13 protein-coding genes are annotated in these 16444 nt (G+C 62.2%); 5 read left to right on the top strand and 8 right to left on the bottom strand.

The window, feature by feature from the left end:
• Nucleotides 1–445: 445 nt before the first annotated feature.
• Complete coding sequence (locus MUB52_RS12850) at nucleotides 446–2866, bottom strand: methyl-accepting chemotaxis protein (protein WP_263844637.1); 2421 nt, start codon at nucleotides 2864–2866, stop codon at nucleotides 446–448.
• Nucleotides 2867–3459: 593 nt separating this feature from the next.
• Between MUB52_RS12850 and MUB52_RS12855 the strand changes: the two genes are divergently transcribed.
• From MUB52_RS12855 to MUB52_RS12865, 3 genes are all read left to right on the top strand, one after another.
• On the top strand, nucleotides 3460–4407 hold the full coding sequence (locus tag MUB52_RS12855; RefSeq protein ID WP_263844638.1) for an aldo/keto reductase: 948 nt from the start codon (nucleotides 3460–3462) through the stop codon (nucleotides 4405–4407).
• A 61-nt stretch (nucleotides 4408–4468) separates the two neighbouring features.
• Nucleotides 4469–5428 carry a zinc-binding dehydrogenase gene (locus tag MUB52_RS12860; RefSeq protein ID WP_263844639.1) on the top strand — a complete coding sequence of 320 codons (960 nt, stop codon included), beginning with the start codon at nucleotides 4469–4471 and terminating at the stop codon, nucleotides 5426–5428.
• Nucleotides 5429–5529: 101 nt separating this feature from the next.
• Nucleotides 5530–6282: an SDR family oxidoreductase gene (locus MUB52_RS12865; protein ID WP_263844640.1), complete on the top strand. Its 753-nt coding sequence runs from the start codon at nucleotides 5530–5532 to the stop codon at nucleotides 6280–6282.
• An 88-nt stretch (nucleotides 6283–6370) separates the two neighbouring features.
• Here MUB52_RS12865 and MUB52_RS12870 read toward each other — a convergent pair whose 3' ends face one another.
• The 7 genes from MUB52_RS12870 to MUB52_RS12895 form a co-directional block, all read right to left on the bottom strand.
• Complete coding sequence (locus tag MUB52_RS12870; RefSeq protein ID WP_318527428.1) at nucleotides 6371–7300, bottom strand: alpha/beta fold hydrolase; 930 nt, start codon at nucleotides 7298–7300, stop codon at nucleotides 6371–6373.
• 189 nt (nucleotides 7301–7489) lie between these two features.
• Nucleotides 7490–7999 carry an SDR family NAD(P)-dependent oxidoreductase gene (locus MUB52_RS12875; protein WP_318527432.1) on the bottom strand — a complete coding sequence of 170 codons (510 nt, stop codon included), beginning with the start codon at nucleotides 7997–7999 and terminating at the stop codon, nucleotides 7490–7492.
• Between the two features lie 363 nt (nucleotides 8000–8362).
• The gene (locus MUB52_RS24070; protein ID WP_404818223.1) at nucleotides 8363–9001 is read right to left on the bottom strand and encodes a MarR family winged helix-turn-helix transcriptional regulator; all 639 of its coding nucleotides are present in this window, start codon (nucleotides 8999–9001) and stop codon (nucleotides 8363–8365) included.
• 51 nt (nucleotides 9002–9052) lie between these two features.
• Entirely contained in the window at nucleotides 9053–10093 is a 1041-nt protein-coding gene (locus MUB52_RS12880; RefSeq protein WP_263844642.1) for a glycosyltransferase family 4 protein, read from the bottom strand.
• Complete coding sequence (locus MUB52_RS12885; protein ID WP_263844643.1) at nucleotides 10090–11631, bottom strand: ABC transporter permease; 1542 nt, start codon at nucleotides 11629–11631, stop codon at nucleotides 10090–10092. The genes MUB52_RS12880 and MUB52_RS12885 overlap by 4 nt, the downstream gene beginning before the upstream one ends.
• Complete coding sequence (locus MUB52_RS12890) at nucleotides 11628–12371, bottom strand: ABC transporter ATP-binding protein (protein WP_263844644.1); 744 nt, start codon at nucleotides 12369–12371, stop codon at nucleotides 11628–11630. Before MUB52_RS12890 ends, MUB52_RS12885 begins: the two co-directional genes overlap by 4 nt.
• A gap of 19 nt (nucleotides 12372–12390) precedes the next feature.
• Nucleotides 12391–13380: an ABC transporter substrate-binding protein gene (locus MUB52_RS12895; RefSeq protein WP_263844645.1), complete on the bottom strand. Its 990-nt coding sequence runs from the start codon at nucleotides 13378–13380 to the stop codon at nucleotides 12391–12393.
• A 401-nt stretch (nucleotides 13381–13781) separates the two neighbouring features.
• Here MUB52_RS12895 and MUB52_RS12900 point away from each other — a divergent pair, with 401 nt between their 5' ends.
• Together MUB52_RS12900 and mdoH are read left to right on the top strand one after the other, a co-directional pair.
• Nucleotides 13782–14369: a YceI family protein gene (locus tag MUB52_RS12900; RefSeq protein ID WP_263844646.1), complete on the top strand. Its 588-nt coding sequence runs from the start codon at nucleotides 13782–13784 to the stop codon at nucleotides 14367–14369.
• 192 nt (nucleotides 14370–14561) lie between these two features.
• Complete coding sequence (mdoH, locus tag MUB52_RS12905; RefSeq protein WP_263844647.1) at nucleotides 14562–16415, top strand: glucans biosynthesis glucosyltransferase MdoH; 1854 nt, start codon at nucleotides 14562–14564, stop codon at nucleotides 16413–16415.
• Nucleotides 16416–16444: the final 29 nt, after the last annotated feature.

The following is a 16444-nucleotide window of genomic DNA, read 5'->3' on the forward strand; positions in this document are numbered from 1 at the left end:
GAAGAGAACAAAGGCAACCTCAGACGCAAGAAGAAGGAAGTTCAGAAAACACGCATTGACAGATTAGAGAACAGAATCGGCGGGAACCGGACCTCGGAGGCAACGTAGCGCCCTATGACAAGGTATGTGGTCAACATGGGGTTTGGCGCCAACAGTCCAGATCGAAGCAGCCTCGCCCGAACCCTTTTGCTTCCAGCAAAGGGCGCAACTCAGCTGCCGACCTCGTTGTTTTGAAACTGGCGTTTCAACTGTCTCGGGGTGAGCTCTTCGAATTCGAGGTCTTGGTGCGGATGGCCGTCCTATTGATAGACGGATTGCCCCGGCTCACTGATGACGAACCCGGTTTCCAGAACCGCCAAGAAGACCGGGTCCCGGACAAAGCGGCGCTACAGCCAGACGGTCGTCGGCGCATCCGCCCGGGATCCAAGATGAAACACTTTGCGGATCAAAACTGCTCCCACCCATCGTCCAGGACGGCAGCGCTGCCGGCAGCCGCAGCAACTTTCGCAGGGGGCCTTGCGGTTTCTGTCGCCCCGTCTTCGGGAGCGCGCGGCTTGACCTCATTGGTCGCTTTGCTGGTCAAGGAGACGCCACGGAACTGGCGCAGGTCGTCCGACAAGGCCGTCGATTCACCGTTCAGGGACACACATGACGCGGTCATCTCTCCAAGTGCCGCTGCGTTGGTCTGGGCCGTCTTGTCGATGGATTGAATGGCGCTATTGACCTCATCCACACCGAGCGCCTGTTGTTCCACGGCCGTCGTGATATCACTGATCTGACCAGAGGCGATCTCAACTTCAGAGATAATGTCTTCGAGCGCCTTACGTGACTGGCCAACTTTCTCGACGCCGGCTTCAACGCTCTGCGTATTCCGGTCGATCACGGTTCCTATCTCCTGAACTGCGTCCTGCGACCGCCGCGCTAGTGCGCGCACTTCGGACGCAACCACCGAGAATCCGCGGCCGGCCTCGCCCGCACGAGCCGCCTCGACGCCCGCATTCAGTGCCAGAAGATTGATCTGGAAAGCGATGTCTTCGATCACCTTCATGACACGGTGAATCTCCGCGGACGCTTCGGTCATCTCGCTGATCGACGCCTCCGTTTCGTCCGAGACTTGACGGGAGCGATCCGCGCTCTGACGCACGCGTTCGGTCGCCTCATTGGCCATCTTGGCATTCTCCACGACCTGACGCACGCTGGCCGAGATTTCCTCGACGGCCGCGGAAGTTTCTTCGATGGCGGCGGCACTGTCTTCGGCGCGTTTGGCCATGGCCACCGACGATGCTTCAAGATCCGCTGCGGTGTTCGAAACCCCCTGCCCGGTTTCCATGATCCTGGCCATTGTGCTTGCAAGGGTCTCGAGCGCGTCGTTGAAATCATTTTGCATACGCTCGAAAGCCCCTTCGCGCTTGCCGTCGATGCGGATGCCGAGATTCCCAGTGGCGAGTTCGCCAATACTGCGCACGATGTCCCCAATATTCGATTCAGTGGCTTCGAGAAGCGTGTTGATCACGCCGGCCAATTCAACAAGGCCCCGATCATCGAAGGACAGCGACATCCGGTTCGAGAAGTCTCCCGCCGCAGCCTCGGCCAAAACACCTTCCATCTCTTTCTGGAAGCTCTGTAGTGTTGCCATGCGTTTGCGCTCGACCTCGCGCTCGCGCTCTTCATCGGCGCGTTTCTGCGCGGCCAGTTCGGCTTCGCGGGCCCGCTCGGCCTCAGCGCGTTCGCGCTCTTGCTTCTCGTTTTCTTTCACCTCCAGATCGAGCGCTCGCGCCTTGCGCGCGTTCTCCAGGAAGACCACCATCGCATTGTTCATCTGCGCGACCTCGTGAGTCTGATCGCTCGGCGCGATATCGACGTCGAGATTGCCCTCGGCCAACTCTGCCATGTTGTCGGTCACACCCTTCAACTCGCGAGAGATCATGAATCCGCTGAAGAACGCGAGCGATCCACCGGCGACCGTCCCGAGGGCCATGATCCCAAGAACAATCATGATGGACGCTCTTGCGGTGTCCTGCCCGATAGGACCAAGCGTATTCTGGAGATCAACGACGGCATCGAGGGCGGTCTCCATCCTGATGAGCGCGTCCGTGCCGATTTCGTCCAATTGATTGTAAAGATCGTTCTGGCTTTCCTCTGCTGCAATCAATTCAATGGCCGCGCCCTCAAAGCCATCAAGATCTTCGATTGTTGCCGCAATCAGGCTGAGGCGTGCGTCATCCTGTGTGTCTTCTTCGAGGAAGTAGAGCTCATCCCGCGCCAGCGCGATCTGCTCGGCCGCGCTAATGGCATCCATCGCGTCGCTTGTAACCAAAAACCTCTCTACGAAGACAAGCGCATCCTGAAGCGCGGACCTGGCTGTCGATGTCGCTGAAATCGCGTCCATGTCGGAGCTGCGCAAGGCCATGTCCGAGAGGTTATCGAGCTGTTCGCGCGCCTTCGCGCCAAACGATTTGCTCTGTTCCAGCAGCGCATCACGCTCCTTCTGATAGCCCAAAGCTTCTGCCATCGTGGTCTCGAAGAGGGTGACCAGCTCGGTGACAGCGACCACTTCGGATTGTTCGGCATATCCTGCCATGCTCTGAAACAGCTGGTTCGCTACTTCACGGACCTCCGCGAGGTTCTCTTCCATAGAGGCCAGATAGTCTTCGTTCTTCGTCATCCAGTACCGCTGGGACACAAATTTCGCTTCGAGGAGGTCCTCGGTCATCTCGTTTGCGACAAGACTGGTTTTCGCCGTTCCGCGATACCCCTCGAAAGTGTTGGCCAGACTGTTGGTCTGAAAGGCCGCGAAGCCTCCAACAGCGAGGATCAGGAGCGTCATGGCTCCCATGCCCAAGTAAATCCGGGTGATGATCGACATAGAGATGCCCCTCTTTCCGTCTGACCGCGCGACACTTAAGGGCCAAGTGTTGACAAGTTCTTCACGGAAACGGGACACGTTCCTTTTTTTGAACCCCGCTCCGTTGTGCGCCAACAGAAGCGTTTGGCACGAGCGAGAGCCGGGCGATCTTCATGTTTTCAAAGGCCGCCTCGACAGAAGCCAAGCGGGTTGCAGCGTTGCTGTCCTGAACTGTGCATTGCGTTTGGTCCGACGTTTCTCGTTCAAGGCCGGTCCACAGCAAAGATCATGGGGATCAGACCTCGGCATTCGACCGGTTTCATCGCCTGTGACTGTTCAAGCCGGCCCATACTACGACCGATTGTCGGCGGGCTTGGTTCTGTTTTGGCAGCGGCGTTCGCCAGACGTCTCGCCTCTGCCACCCCGGAAACAGTGCAGATCATCGCGAACGGAAAGCCTTTCACGACTGAAAGCCACCTTTCGTTTTTAGATCATTATTGAGATGCTCCGGTATGCTAGATCAACGTCCGCACTGAAGAAAAAAGGGCGTTTCGATGGAAAGCAGGCAACTGGGACGGTCGGGTCTAACGGTCTCGGCCTTTGCGCTTGGGACCATGGAGTTCGGTGGCAAGGTCTCCGACGCTGAAGCCGCGAATGTCTTTGCCTGCGCACGCGATCGCGGCGTCACAATGGTTGATACCGCGAATTGCTACACAGCCGGCCGCAGTGAAGAGATCGTCGGACGACTGATCGCTCCGCATCGGGGTCGTATGCTTCTGGCGTCGAAGTTTTCCGTCCCAGTGGCAGAAGACATGCCAAACACCGGCGGAACAAGCCGCTACAGCGTCATCGCGAACTGCGAGGCCAGCTTGCGCCGGCTCGGCACAGATCACATCGACATCTTCTATATCCATCGCCCCTTCACAGAGACCCCGATAGAAGAGACCCTTCGTGCCCTCGAAGACTTGCTCAGCGCCGGGAAAGTGCGCGCCATTGGCGCATCAAGCTTCGCGAGCTGGCAATTGGTCGAGGCGCAGTGGTGCGCCGATCTGCGCAACCTGACCCGCCCAACAGCCGAGCAGACCCCCTATCATCTACTCGACCGCCGCGTGGAACGGGAGCTGATACCCGCCGCCCGCTCCTGTGGGGTGGGTGTGACGGTCTGGTCGCCTCTCGCTGGAGGTTTGCTGACGGGCAAGTATCTCAAGAACGTAGACGACGCCAACCGACTGAGCGCCGACGATGCGGATTGGGGCGCGAAGCACTTTAGCGACCACGCCACCAAAACGGTAAAGAGGCTCAACGAACTCGCAACCGCTTCAGGACATACGCTGACCGAAATGTCGCTTGCATGGACCCTGCGGCAACCGGGCGTCAGTTCGATTGTTCTGGGTGCGCGCAGCGTGGCCCAGCTTGAGCAGCAACTCGCTGCAACCGATGTGGATCTGGCGGATGAAACACTGAACGCCATCGATGCGATAGTGCCGTTCGGCGGCGTGACCGTGCCCTACTACCTCGATGACGCCTTCGCGGATTTCCGACCGAACAAGTTTGCTTGGTGACGGCATGATTGCGGCCACGACCATACGGCAGATCAGGGCAGACGAGTTCGGAGGACCAGAGGTGCTTACACTCGTTGAACGCCCAACGCCTAAGCCTGCCGCCCGCGAGGTCCTGATCGCGCAAGAGGCCATCGGCGTCAACTTCGTCGATCTGAACCATCGTGCTGGCGCTCCCTATCCTGTGACCCTCCCGTTTGTTCCGGGGATAGAGGCGGTCGGCCGGGTGATCGCTGTTGGGCCGGACGTCGCGCCTGACTGGTCCGATGCCTATGTCGGATACGCAGGCCCCATGCCCGGAGCCTATGCATCCCACGCCGTTGTTGCTGCGGATGATCTTGTGCGGATCCCGGAAACGATGCCGGCCCGGCGTTCAGCAGCCGTACTCATGCAAGGCATGACGGCCTACTACTTGTCTCACCTCGTCACCGATTGTGGTCCAGGGGACATTGTTGTCGTACACGCCGCCGCGAGCGGTGTTGGGCGTCACCTTGCCCATTGGTTGAAAGCCAAAGGGGCAATTGTCATCGGAACGAGCCGTCGGTCCGCCGGCGTCGACATGATGCGGGCCGACGGGGTCGATCATGCGATTCAAGTCGACGATCCACGGGACCTGGCCAGGCGGGTCGCAGAGCGGCTCGGTGCTCCGAAGGCCGTCACGACCGTGTTCGATGGCGTTGGCGGCGCGATCTGCATCCCAAGCCTGACGACGCTGGCCCCCAGGGGTCACTACATCAGTTACGGTCTTGCTGCAGGCGTGATGCCGCCGTTCTCTGTCGCCGCCTTGTCGGGTTTCCTGGATCAGGATTTCGCGGGTTCGCTCCGTGTGCAATGGGCCAGTCTCGGGGATTATCTGGACACGCCGGTACGACGACAACACGCGGCCGATGCCGTCTTCGCGGCCTGTTCCAACGGGCTTCTGAAACAGCCGCCCACCAGAACCTTTGCACTGGAGAACGCCCGTCAGAGCCACAGATGGCTGCAGGAACATCGAGACGGATACAAAGCGATACTCCTGCCCTGAGAGAACGAACCACTCAGCATCGGCATTTCCGCAGGAAGCGGGTCGGTCGGCCAGCTCGATCTCATTAAGCATCTCCCAAAGCTCAACAAACGGAGAAGGGCATGATTCTCGACGGAAAGACGATCATCATTACGGGCGCGAGCAGCGGTATTGGAGCGGCTGCCGCAAAGATTTTCGCGGCGGAAGGCGCGAGACTGGTCCTGGGTGCGCGCCGCATTGAGTTGCTTGAAGACATCAGCGACGAGATCTCAGCCGATGGTGGCGAAGCGGATGTGGTCGCGGGAGATGTCGAAGGGAGCGGATACGCAGACGAGCTGGTGAGACGGGCTGAGGCGCGCTTCGGAGGCCTCGATGGGGCGTTCAACAATGCCGGCGCGACCGGCGATATGGGGCCGATCCCCGATATGGACGAGGCCAACTGGCACAAGGTCATGGCGGTAAATCTCAACAGCGGGTTCTATGCGGCCAGGTCCCAGATACCGGCAATGCGCAAACGCGGGGGCGGCGCGATTGTCTTCACATCCTCTTTCGTCGGCCACACAATCGGTCTGCCCGGCATGGGGGCCTATGCGGCCGCAAAGGCCGGTCTGATCGGCATGACCCAGGTTCTGGCGGCAGAGCACGGGTCCGAGAACATCCGTGTCAACGCGCTCCTTCCGGGAGGTACACTGACGCCGATGGCTGGCGATGATGCCGGTTTCCACGAGGTCGTTCGGGGCTTCCATGCGCTGAAGCGGATGGCAGAGCCGTCCGAAATTGCGCAGGCGGCGCTTTTCCTGTTGTCCGACCATGCGTCTTTCGTCACAGGCAGTGCGATGGTCGCGGACGGTGGGACGTCGATCAACAAGCTCTAGGTCGAGCGCGCGGAGGGTGGCCAGTCGGATGCTCGCGTTTCGGAACGCGAACATCTTGGGCCCATGATGCACGCTGCAAACGCGCCTGTCACGGGGCCGCCCTTCCGATGCTTTCGCGGCACGCGGCGAAGATCTGGTGCCAGTCTTCGACATTGAGATGACCCGCCGCCGCCACCCAGTGGAAATCGACGCCGGGAATGCGCTGTTCGAGATAGCGGCCCATCGTGTTGGACACGAAGACATCTTGATCACCGAGCCAGATATGCGTCGGAACCCGGACCGACGCAATGTCAAAGCCCCAATCGGTATAGGCCAGATGGGCCTCATGAGCCGCGCCGCGACTGCCTTGGCGAAAGGCCTCGCGCAGCGCAGAGCGGAAAATGGCAGTAAAGCCAGGGTCCTCCAACGCTCTGCGATCCGCGGTTGCCACCGATCTTTTCATCAGCCCGAAGAACAGGTCTGGCCACCAACGCGCTGCCCATCCCATCGGCGCAAAACCCATTCGCATAAGCCAAGGCCGTTGGCGCGCCGCATTGGCGAAAGCGTGATCGAGCCGATTGAGGCTTTTCGCGATATCCGCAGACGCCACCGGCCCCCAGGGACCGAGCGCCCCGATGCACGCCAGGCGCTTCGGATCGATGCACACGCCGCAGGCAAGAAGGTGAGGTCCGGCGCCGGAGTGACCCGCAACAGCAAAGCGATCAATCTTCAGGTGATCCGCCAAAGCCAGAACATCTTCCGGCCAATCCAGGAAGCGGCGATGGTGCTGAAACGTCGACTGCCCGAAGCCGGGCCGATCTACGGCGACAAGGCGGAACCGGTGACGACGTGCAGCCGCATCGGCGAAAGCCCCTTCCAGACGCGAACTCGGTGTGCCGTGAAAATAGAAGACGGGAAAGCCGGCGCCGTCCCCCCACTGGGTGAATGCCAGATCGCGGCCGCCCGGCAGCCGCAGCTTTGTCGGCTCGTCGGACAAAACGGCCCGGACGGGCGGTAGAAAACTGAAATCGACCATCATCGCATTCAGATATAGTGATCCGTGCCGAAACCTTCACCAAGATCCCACGCCCTACTCCATGACAGCGCTGCGCCACTCCGCAAAAGGTGTTCCCTCGAACACGGCATCCTGCGCCGCCGACAGCCCGGCATTGATCTGTTGCAGTCCTTCCGGGAAGGGTGAAACGATCCGGCGGAGCGGCCGCGCGCCTTATGCCATGTCCGGCAAGTCCCGAATGGCCCCGGCGACCTCTGTAGAATCCTGCCCCGATCCATCTTGTAGACCGAAACGCGTCTTCTGGATCTGATCCACATAGGCCGCGCTGCGCTCATCGTCGAGACGCACCAAAAGCTCTTCGAAGTATCTGCACTCGTTCGGCAGGAACTGCGTGGGGTATTGTGTCGGCTGCACGATGCAGACATCGACACCGAATGGGGCCAACTCATAGGCAAGCGCTTCGGACATGCCGTCGATCACGAATTTCGTGGCGACATACCAACCCTGTGTCGGGAAGACGAGCCTGCCGAGACCGGAGCTGACCTGCACGATCAGGCCGGTGCCGCGGGCCCGCATCTGTGGCAGAACGGCACAGATCAGGCGATGATAGCCAGGAAGATTCGTATCGAACTGAGCCCTGGCATCCTCCTCCTCGTGCAACTCGATGGAGCCCGCGAGGATGTAACCGGCATTGTTCACCAGCACATCTACCGGCCCAACGATCTAGACCGCTCTTTCCACGCGGTCTGTTTCGCGTATGTCGAGGTCGAGAACGGCGAGGGCAAGGTCTTCTGTGTCCGCCAGCAACGTCAGAGTGGCGACCGCGTCCGCATTCCGCGTCTCCTTATCTGAGCATCGGGAGATCATCATTACACAATATACGTTCACACGACGCGATGCCATGGCTGTGACAGGGGCCGGACCGGCGGTCGCAGCATCGATGCCAGCCGATACCGCGCAGGCACAGCAAGACCTGCGGCGGACTGCTCTGGTCACGGGCTGCAGTTCGGGGTTCGGGCGGTTGACAGCGATCGCTCTCGCCCGGTCGGGGTTAGCAGTCCATGCGGGCATCCGGAACACGGCTGCCTAGGCAATTATTTTGCCTGAAGCGAATGTCAGGAGGATGGCGGTCGAACTGAACCTATGTCTTGAGTGCCGCGAGGAGGGTCGCAAGCGTTGCCAGAAGCGCGTCTGCCTCGGCGTGCGGGAGTGCCTGCAGCGCTTCACGGATTTGGACAGGGCAAGAAGCTCGGGCAATTTTTGCTTTGTCTCTGGCGACAATTCGAAGACGACAGATCGTCCGTCCTCCTGGTGCGACCGCCGTTTGACCAGCCCCTTTGCCTCCATGCGCGACAAGAGCCGGATCGTCGCCCCGCGATCAATCCCGACGCGATCCGCGACAACGGATGGCGACGCCTCACCCGTCTCGTTGATCGCCAAGAGCGCGCCCCACTGCGCCAAGCTGATGTCATATGGCGCAAGCTCCGTCTCAAATCGGGCGGCCAGGCGCGACGCACAGCGGCTGAGCAGATAGCCAAGACTGTCTGAAAAGCCATAAGCCTGGGTTATTCCCAGAGTGTCTGGCAGAAGACGGGTCGCATCAATGCCCTTCTCTGACCTATTCTCACGGGGGGTCGTGCGCCTAGGCGAGACCGACTTCCGGTCTGTCCCGCTTTTCGAGCGTTCGAACGCCCCATATTTTGCCCTCGCAGAGAGATGCAGCAATACGACTCCATCCCGACATGGATCCAGTACCCGCGTGGTACCTCGGGCGCGTCAACCGCGCAGGGTGTCGATGACGGTTTCGAAGCTCCGCGCCGTCGCGTGCCAGGACGGCAGCCGCAGAGAGGCTTCCTGCGCCGACCGGGACAGTGCGCGCGCCGTGCCGGGGTTGGTCAGGATGTCGGACAAGGCCGACGCGAAAGCGGCGGCGTCGTCCACGGGAACGATGGTCCCCGCATCGCCCACGGTGGTCGCAACCGCCCCCGCATCGCAGGAGACAATCGGGAGCCCGTACATCATCGCCTCGCTCAGGACCATGCCGTAGCCCTCGTAGCGTGTCGCAAGCGCGAAGATCGACGCTGCGTTGAAACGCGCGGTCAGGGCGTCGGCCTCAAGCTCGCCCAAAAACCGGACACGCCCCTGCAGCCCCAGATCGCGCGTTTGCGCCGAGAGTGCGAGCGCGTAGCCGGGATCATGCGCCTTGCCGACGATCTCGGCTTGCCAGGGCAGGTCGCTGATCTGCGCCAGGGCGTCGAGCAGGACGTCATGGCCCTTGCGCGGCGCCAGAAGACCGACCGAGAGAATGAGCGGCGGATCAAGGGGCCCGCGGTGGACGCGCGGTCGATCGAACCCGGGCGGCACGATCGTGATCCGCTCACCCTGGGCGCCGAAGTCAGAGCGGAGCACGCGCGCCGTTTCAGAACTGGGCACGATGACATGATCCGCATGGCGCAAGGCGGCCGCTTCGTTCTGCAACAGAAACGCCGCGCGGTCGCGGGGCAAACCGGTCTCGAGGCCCAGCGGATGATGGATCATCGCGATCACCGGGGCCGGAACTTCCGCGAGGCCGCTTGGATCGATTGCCCCGAAAACCAACCCATCGAGGATGATCGGCTGGTCTGGCGGAACCCGGCTCAGCGCCGCGAGCGCCGCCTCCATATCGGCATCGGAGGGATCGGGAAAGCTGTTGGGCAATTGCAGATGTGCGGTCGGGCAGCCGATCTCGTTCAACGCGTCCAAGACGCGGGCCTCGTAGATGAACCCGCCGGTGCGACGCTCCTTGTCTCCGGGAATGGCAAAGACGGCCTTGGTCATGTCAGCTGCTCACTTGCATAGACGCGCAGTATCGCGCGCTCGAGCGCGGCAACCAGCGCATAGGCCGCGGCGGCGACACCCGCGAGGGCGGCCACGCAGGACCAGAGCATGTTGTAATTCGACGTGCTGGATGTGGTGGCCATCAGAACGCCGACACCCTTGCCCGTGGCCAACCATTCCACGGTGGTCACGGCGAGCAAGGCGGCGGGCACAGCCATCCGGGCCGAGGCGAAGAAGGCGGGCAGCATCGCAGGGATCTGCGCTTTGCACAGGAACACGAACCGCCCCGCCCCGTAGCTTCTGAAGAGATCCGCCACCTGACCGGGGGTTTGCCGCAGGCCCTGTTGGCAGGCGACAAGGGTCGGGAAGAAGATCATAACCGCCACCACGACCGTTGTCCCGGCAAGACCGCGTCCGAAGCCCAGGACAAGCAGCGGCGCCGTGGTGATGATCGGGATGGCGCGCAAGGCGACCGCGAAGGGCAGCGTGGCTTGCGCCAGACCGGGCCACAGGATCAGCAGCGCCGCAAGCCCCGCGCCGAGGCTCAAACCGGCCAAGTATCCTGGCAAGGCCGAGCCCAGTGTCTGTGCCAGTGCCGCGACAAGCGTGTCGCGGTTTTCGGCGACGATCAAGAAGCCCCAGACATCGCCGGGACGCTTGGCAAAGAACCGATTGAGGTCGAACGCATCCATGGTGAGTTGCCACACCGCCACCACGCAAGCGACGATCAGCAGGGTCTGACCCAGGCTGCGCCACCAGGTCTGATCGGCATCTTGCCTGGGCGCGGACAGCAGGATCTCTGGCGCGTAGCCCACGGCGCGCCGGCCCAGCCATCCCAAGGCGCCATAGCCGGTCATGGCAATCGCGGCGGAGAGCAGCGCAAGGCTCCAGGTCGCGTCGGTCTCAAGTCCGCGCATGGCGCGCAGGGTCAGCACACCCAGCCCACGCTCGGCCCCGGTGAACTCTCCGATCATCGCGCCGAGGAAAGCCGCCGGCGCGCTGATCTGGAGACCAACAAAGAGGTAAGGCAGGCTGGCGCGCGCCCGCACCCGCATCAGGGTCGCAAGCGGTCCGCGACCGTAGACGCGCATGAGGTCGATCCAGTTCTGCGACACCGCGCGCAGACCGACCAGCAGCGCCAGAAGTGTGGTGTAGTAGACCGCCAGCGCAGCAAGCGTCACCTGCGGGCCGGTGCCGGGCCCATAGAGCACGCGCAGGATCGGCCCGCTGGCAATGAGCGGGACGCAAAAGACCAAAAGGGCGAGCGCCAGCAGAAACCGCTCGCTCCGCGGCAGAACGAGCATGGTCGCGCTCAGCACAATGGCCGCGGCATTCCCCCACAGAAAACCCCAGAAGGCGTTTCGGGAGGTCTCGACGCTGGCGCGCGCGATGAGGGCGAAGTTTTCGCTCAGGTAGCCGGCGATGTCCGACGGGCTGCTGATCAGCACCGCGTCGGAGGACAGCGCCACCGCCCCCTCCCACAACAGCAAGAGCGCGCCCGCAGCGAGGAGTTTGCGCCAAAGGTTTACGCCGATCATCGCCCCTCCAATGCGGAATAGAGCGCCCGGGCGTGATCCTGAACCGCAGGGGTGTCGAGAAATGCGCTGTCTCGCGGGCCGGGCGCATCGACCGCAATGTCGGCGACCACAGAGGCCGGCCTTGAGGACAAAACGATCACCCGGTCCGAGAGCAAAAGCGCCTCTTCGACCGAATGGGTGACCAGAACGACCGTGGTGCCCCGCGCGCGCCAGAGCGGCGGCAAATCGACGTTGAGCCGTCGGCGGGTGATGGCGTCGACCGCGCCAAAGGGCTCATCGAGCAGCAGCACCTCCGGCTTGGAGATCAGGCTGCGGGCGATGGCTGCGCGCTGCCGCATACCGCCCGAGAGCGCCGCGGGGCGGTGGTCTGCAAAACCGCTCAGCCCGACCAGATCGATCAAGTGGTCGACCTGATCAGCCGGCTTGCGGGCAAGCTCTGCCCCAAGAGCGATGTTGGCCGACACGCTGCGCCAAGGCAGAAGGGACGGGTCCTGAAAGGACATCGCAAGCGCACCGCGCCGCGCCACGGCGTCGGGCGCTTCGTCGCCCACCAAGACCTCGCCGCGTTCGGGGGTCTCCAGCCCCGCGATCATGCGCAGGATCGTCGACTTCCCGCAGCCTGACGGCCCCACGAGGGCCGTGGTATGCCCGGCCTTCAGAGTCGCGGAAAACTCAGAGACGGCCTGGGTCGCGCCGAAGCTCTTGGTGACGGCATCGCAGATGATGTCCGGGCTGATCATCGCGGCAGCGGGCGCAGGCTCAGCCGTGCACCTCTTCCAGCAAGGACCGGTCCCACAGGTCTGCCGAGACCTCTTGGCCGAGCAGCACAAGCGTTTCGATATTGGCGGCGACCGTCTCGTCGGTGAACCAGCCGAACCCGTGCTGCTCGGTGAGATCGGTGAACATCAACGGCACCTGCCGCGCGGCTTGCAGCTTCTGTGCTTCAAGATCGAGACCGGCGTCCGGGAACATCTCGGCGGTCAGAACGGCGGCCGCATCGGTGTCTGCCAGATAGTCGGTCCACCCCATCACTTCACCCTTGAGCAGCGCCACGAGATCGGCGCGGCGGTTCGCGATGGCGTCATCGGTGGCGATATATGTTTGCGAATGCAACGCGTAGCCGTAATCCGCCATCAGCATCGTGGTGTTGTCGACCCCCTGTACGGTCATCGCAACCGGCAGATCCGTGGCCCAGGACAAAAGGCAGTCCACCTGCCCGCTGACCAGCGGCGCCGGGTCGTATTGGGTGGGCACGATTTCGATCTCGTCGATGTCGACGTCGTTGAGCGTGCAGAGCGCCTGCAGAACCGGCGTGTTGGCCACTGCCATCCCGATCTTCTTGCCGACGAGGTCGGCGGGTTCGTTGACCGGGTTGCCCGCCAGCGAGGCGATGGCAAAGGGGTTTTTCTGCATGGCCACGGCAATGATCTTGAACGGCGCCCCTTGGGTGACGGCAGCGGCTGTGTAGTCCGCAGCCGAGATCCCGACCAATGCAGCGCCGGACACCACCGGCGGCTCGACCGGCGCGTTCGGTCCCCCCTGGCTCAGCGAGACATCGAGCCCCAGATCGGACCAATAGCCTCGCTGCTTGGCGATGTAGCTGCCGCCGAACTGGACCGAATGCAGCCACGACAGCTGAAAATTGACCGCCGTGGGACTGGCCGCAAAGGCGGGGACGCCCGCCGAAGCTGCGGCGACCGCGCTGGTCTGCAAAAAGAAACGTCGGGTGAGATGCCTGGGTTGTGTCATTGAAATACCATGTCCTTTGTTGGAGTGAAGCTGTGACGCAAAAGCTCGGGTATGGCGGCGCGTGGGCCTCATGTGCAGCGAGAGATTTGGGCTCCTTTCGCGACCGGGTCCGCAGACGCGCGCTGCCGACCCCTTTGCCCGAAGTGTTTCTGATTAATCGCGGCGCTGGAATGCGGCAATTGAGCCGGACGGCACAAGCCGGCAGGGACAGGCCCGTTTCCGCGCGCTGCGGTCCGCCGCAAACGAGCGGAAATTGGGCGTTGTTTTGCAGGTCGGCAGGTGACGATCATTTTGAACCCTGATTTTCTGTTTTTCAGCCCTAAATCTAATGCGGGGTGAGACATGCCAGCGCCAGCCGACATGATGCACCCCGCACGTTTGCTCAGACACAGGACGGACCTATGATACGCATATTTCTCGCAATCGTGGCAATGTTGGGTGCCGTATCCTCGGCCGCGCGGGCCGATATGGCGCAATACACGCTCGATCCAACGCATACGGCCGTCTACTTCACCGTCGATCATATCGGCTTTGCCAAGACGCTGGGCATTTTCACGGAGATCGAGGGGCGCTTTTCCTACGATGTCGATACGCAAGACCTGGGCGATGTCGCGGTCACGATCCAGTCCGCGTCGGTCAATACCTTCAACGAGGCGCGCGATGGCCATGTGCGCAACCAGGACTTCCTGCATGTATCGGAGCACCCGCAAATCACCTTTGTCGCCAGTGGCGGCACGCCGACCGATGACACCTCCGGGACCGTGACCGGCGATCTGACCATCCTCGGCGTCACGGTCCCAGTGACCCTCGACGTGACGCTCAATAAGGTGGCCGACTATCCTTTTGGTCACCAGAAGGAAGTCCTCGGGCTGTCGATGAAAACGACCATCAACCGCAGCGACTTTGGCATGGACTACGCCGTGGCAAATGGCCTGGTCGGCGATGAGGTCGCGATCAACATCGAAACGGAAGCGATCAGGGCCGAGTAACACGGGATCATGAAGGCGCCGTTCAGGTATTGCACAGGACAAAGCGCCCTTGGGCATCGACACAACCTAAAGCAGTCGAACAGGTCGGCTGGAAACCGCCTGCGATGAATTCCGTAACAAAATCAACGGAAATGTAACTGGACGCCAAGCGCGCTCGGCGCAACTACATCAGAATACCTTAGGAGCCCGAGCGTGAACGCCCATCTGAAAATTCCGTCCGACCGCATCGAGGCCGCGCAGCCCAGCCCGGCCCCGGCGCGCGCCCTGCATCACCCTGCGGAGCGGATCGAGGCCACAGCCCAGCCAACCGTCGCGCGCCGCAGGCTGCTGGTCTTGTCCTTGAATGTCATCACGGTCGCGGTGCTCCTCGCAGCCATGACCGGCGTTCTGGCGTCCGGTGGCTTCCTGATGGTGGAGTGGCTCATGCTGGCCGCCTACGCGGTCACGCTGCCGTGGCTCTCCATCGGTCTCTGGAACAGCGTGATCGGATTTGCGCTGGACCGCAGGCATGGCGCATCCGCCGCTGGTTTTGTCTTGCCAGCGCTCACACGGATCACCGGCGACGAGCCGATCCATACAAGAATTGCCATTGTCATGCCGCTTCGGAACGAGGACCCAGTCACCTCTCTGGATCGGTTCGCGGGCGTGCAGCAGGCCCTGGCCGAAACCCCTTGGGCCGATAGGTTCGAGTACCACGTGCTGAGCGACAGCGATCGTCCGGACATCATCGCGCGTGAGCAGATCGGCCTCGACACCTGGGCCGCGTCATCGCCAGGCGCGACCATTCGCTACCGTCTGCGCACTGACAATACCGGCTTCAAGGCCGGCAATATCGCGGAATTCCTGGACCGCCGCGCGGAGGACTACGACCTCTTCATCGCGCTCGACGCGGACAGCGTGATGGGCGCCGAGACAATCCTGCGCATGGTGCGGGTCATGCAGGCGTCGCCCGAGATCGGGATCCTGCAATCCCTGGTGACCGGCCTGCCGTCGAAGACGTTCTTCACGCGCGCCTTCCAGTTCGGCATGCGGCACGGCATGCGCTCCTACACGCTCGGGTCCGCCTGGTGGCAAGCCGATTGCGGGCCGAACTGGGGGCACAACCAGATCATCCGGACCGCACCGTTCAAAGCCCATTGCATGCTGCCGGTCCTGCCGGGTACCGGGCCTCTTTCCGGCGACATCCTGAGCCATGACCAGCTGGAAGCCGCGCTGATGCGAAAGGCGGGCTATGAGGTGCGCGTCATGGCCGAGGAGAGCGAAAGCTACGAAGAGAACCCGCCGAGCATTGCCGATTTTATCCGCCGCGAGCTGCGATGGTGCAATGGCAACATGCAGTATTTTCGTCTGCTGGGCATGGCAGGGCTGAAGCCCGTGAGCCGCATGCAGTTGCTCCTGGCCATTCAGATGTATCTCGCAGCCCCGGCCTGGATGCTCTTCATCGTTTTGGGCGCCTTCGTTCAGACCCGGCCTGACCAATTGTCGGATCTGCCGGTGTGGAGCGGCATCGCCCTCTTCGGGGTCATCATGACCCTCAGCCTGATGCCAAAGCTCATGGGTCTGGGTCAGATCCTGGCGGACCCGGCGCGGGCCCGCGCCTACGGCGGGCGAGACCGCGTGATCTGGGGCGGTGTCACCGAGATACTCTTCTCGATGCTCACGGCACCCATCGTGGCAGTTGCGCTGTCGATCTTCCTCATTGGTCTGGCTTTCGGAAAGCGCGTCGGATGGGATGCCCAACAGCGCACCAGAGAACGGCTGCATTGGCCGGAGGCGGCCCGCGTTCTGTGGCCGCAAACGCTGCTTGGCGTCTCTTTGGCCGCCTGGCTTGTGGCCACGGCACCATGGGCACTTGCCTTCGGCGCACCCATTCTGCTCGCTCTTTGCTTTTCCATTCCGATCGCCGTGATCTCGACCAATCCAAAGCTTGGGGCGCTGTCGATCACATGCGGCCTGTTCGCGCTGCCCGAAGATAACAAGACCGCAGTGAACCTGAGCTCTCAGGACCTCGGGGCAAAGCAAGCCGCGCATGAGGTCTCGTGTTGAACGCACGTCGCATCATCTGATCTGCGCCG

Source organism: Roseobacter sinensis (genome assembly GCF_025755255.1).
GTDB lineage: Bacteria > Pseudomonadota > Alphaproteobacteria > Rhodobacterales > Rhodobacteraceae > Roseobacter > Roseobacter sinensis.

Coding starts and splice junctions, on each gene's coding strand:
- MUB52_RS12850 (WP_263844637.1), bottom strand. CDS start 2,866: ATGTCGATCATCACCCGGATTTACTTGGGCATGGGAGCCATGACGCTC.
- MUB52_RS12855 (WP_263844638.1), top strand. CDS start 3,460: ATGGAGTTCGGTGGCAAGGTCTCCGACGCTGAAGCCGCGAATGTCTTT.
- MUB52_RS12865 (WP_263844640.1), top strand. CDS start 5,530: ATGATTCTCGACGGAAAGACGATCATCATTACGGGCGCGAGCAGCGGT.
- MUB52_RS12870 (WP_318527428.1), bottom strand. CDS start 7,300: ATGATGGTCGATTTCAGTTTTCTACCGCCCGTCCGGGCCGTTTTGTCC.
- MUB52_RS12880 (WP_263844642.1), bottom strand. CDS start 10,093: ATGACCAAGGCCGTCTTTGCCATTCCCGGAGACAAGGAGCGTCGCACC.
- MUB52_RS12885 (WP_263844643.1), bottom strand. CDS start 11,631: ATGATCGGCGTAAACCTTTGGCGCAAACTCCTCGCTGCGGGCGCGCTC.
- MUB52_RS12890 (WP_263844644.1), bottom strand. CDS start 12,371: ATGATCAGCCCGGACATCATCTGCGATGCCGTCACCAAGAGCTTCGGC.
- MUB52_RS12895 (WP_263844645.1), bottom strand. CDS start 13,380: ATGACACAACCCAGGCATCTCACCCGACGTTTCTTTTTGCAGACCAGC.
- MUB52_RS12900 (WP_263844646.1), top strand. CDS start 13,782: ATGATACGCATATTTCTCGCAATCGTGGCAATGTTGGGTGCCGTATCC.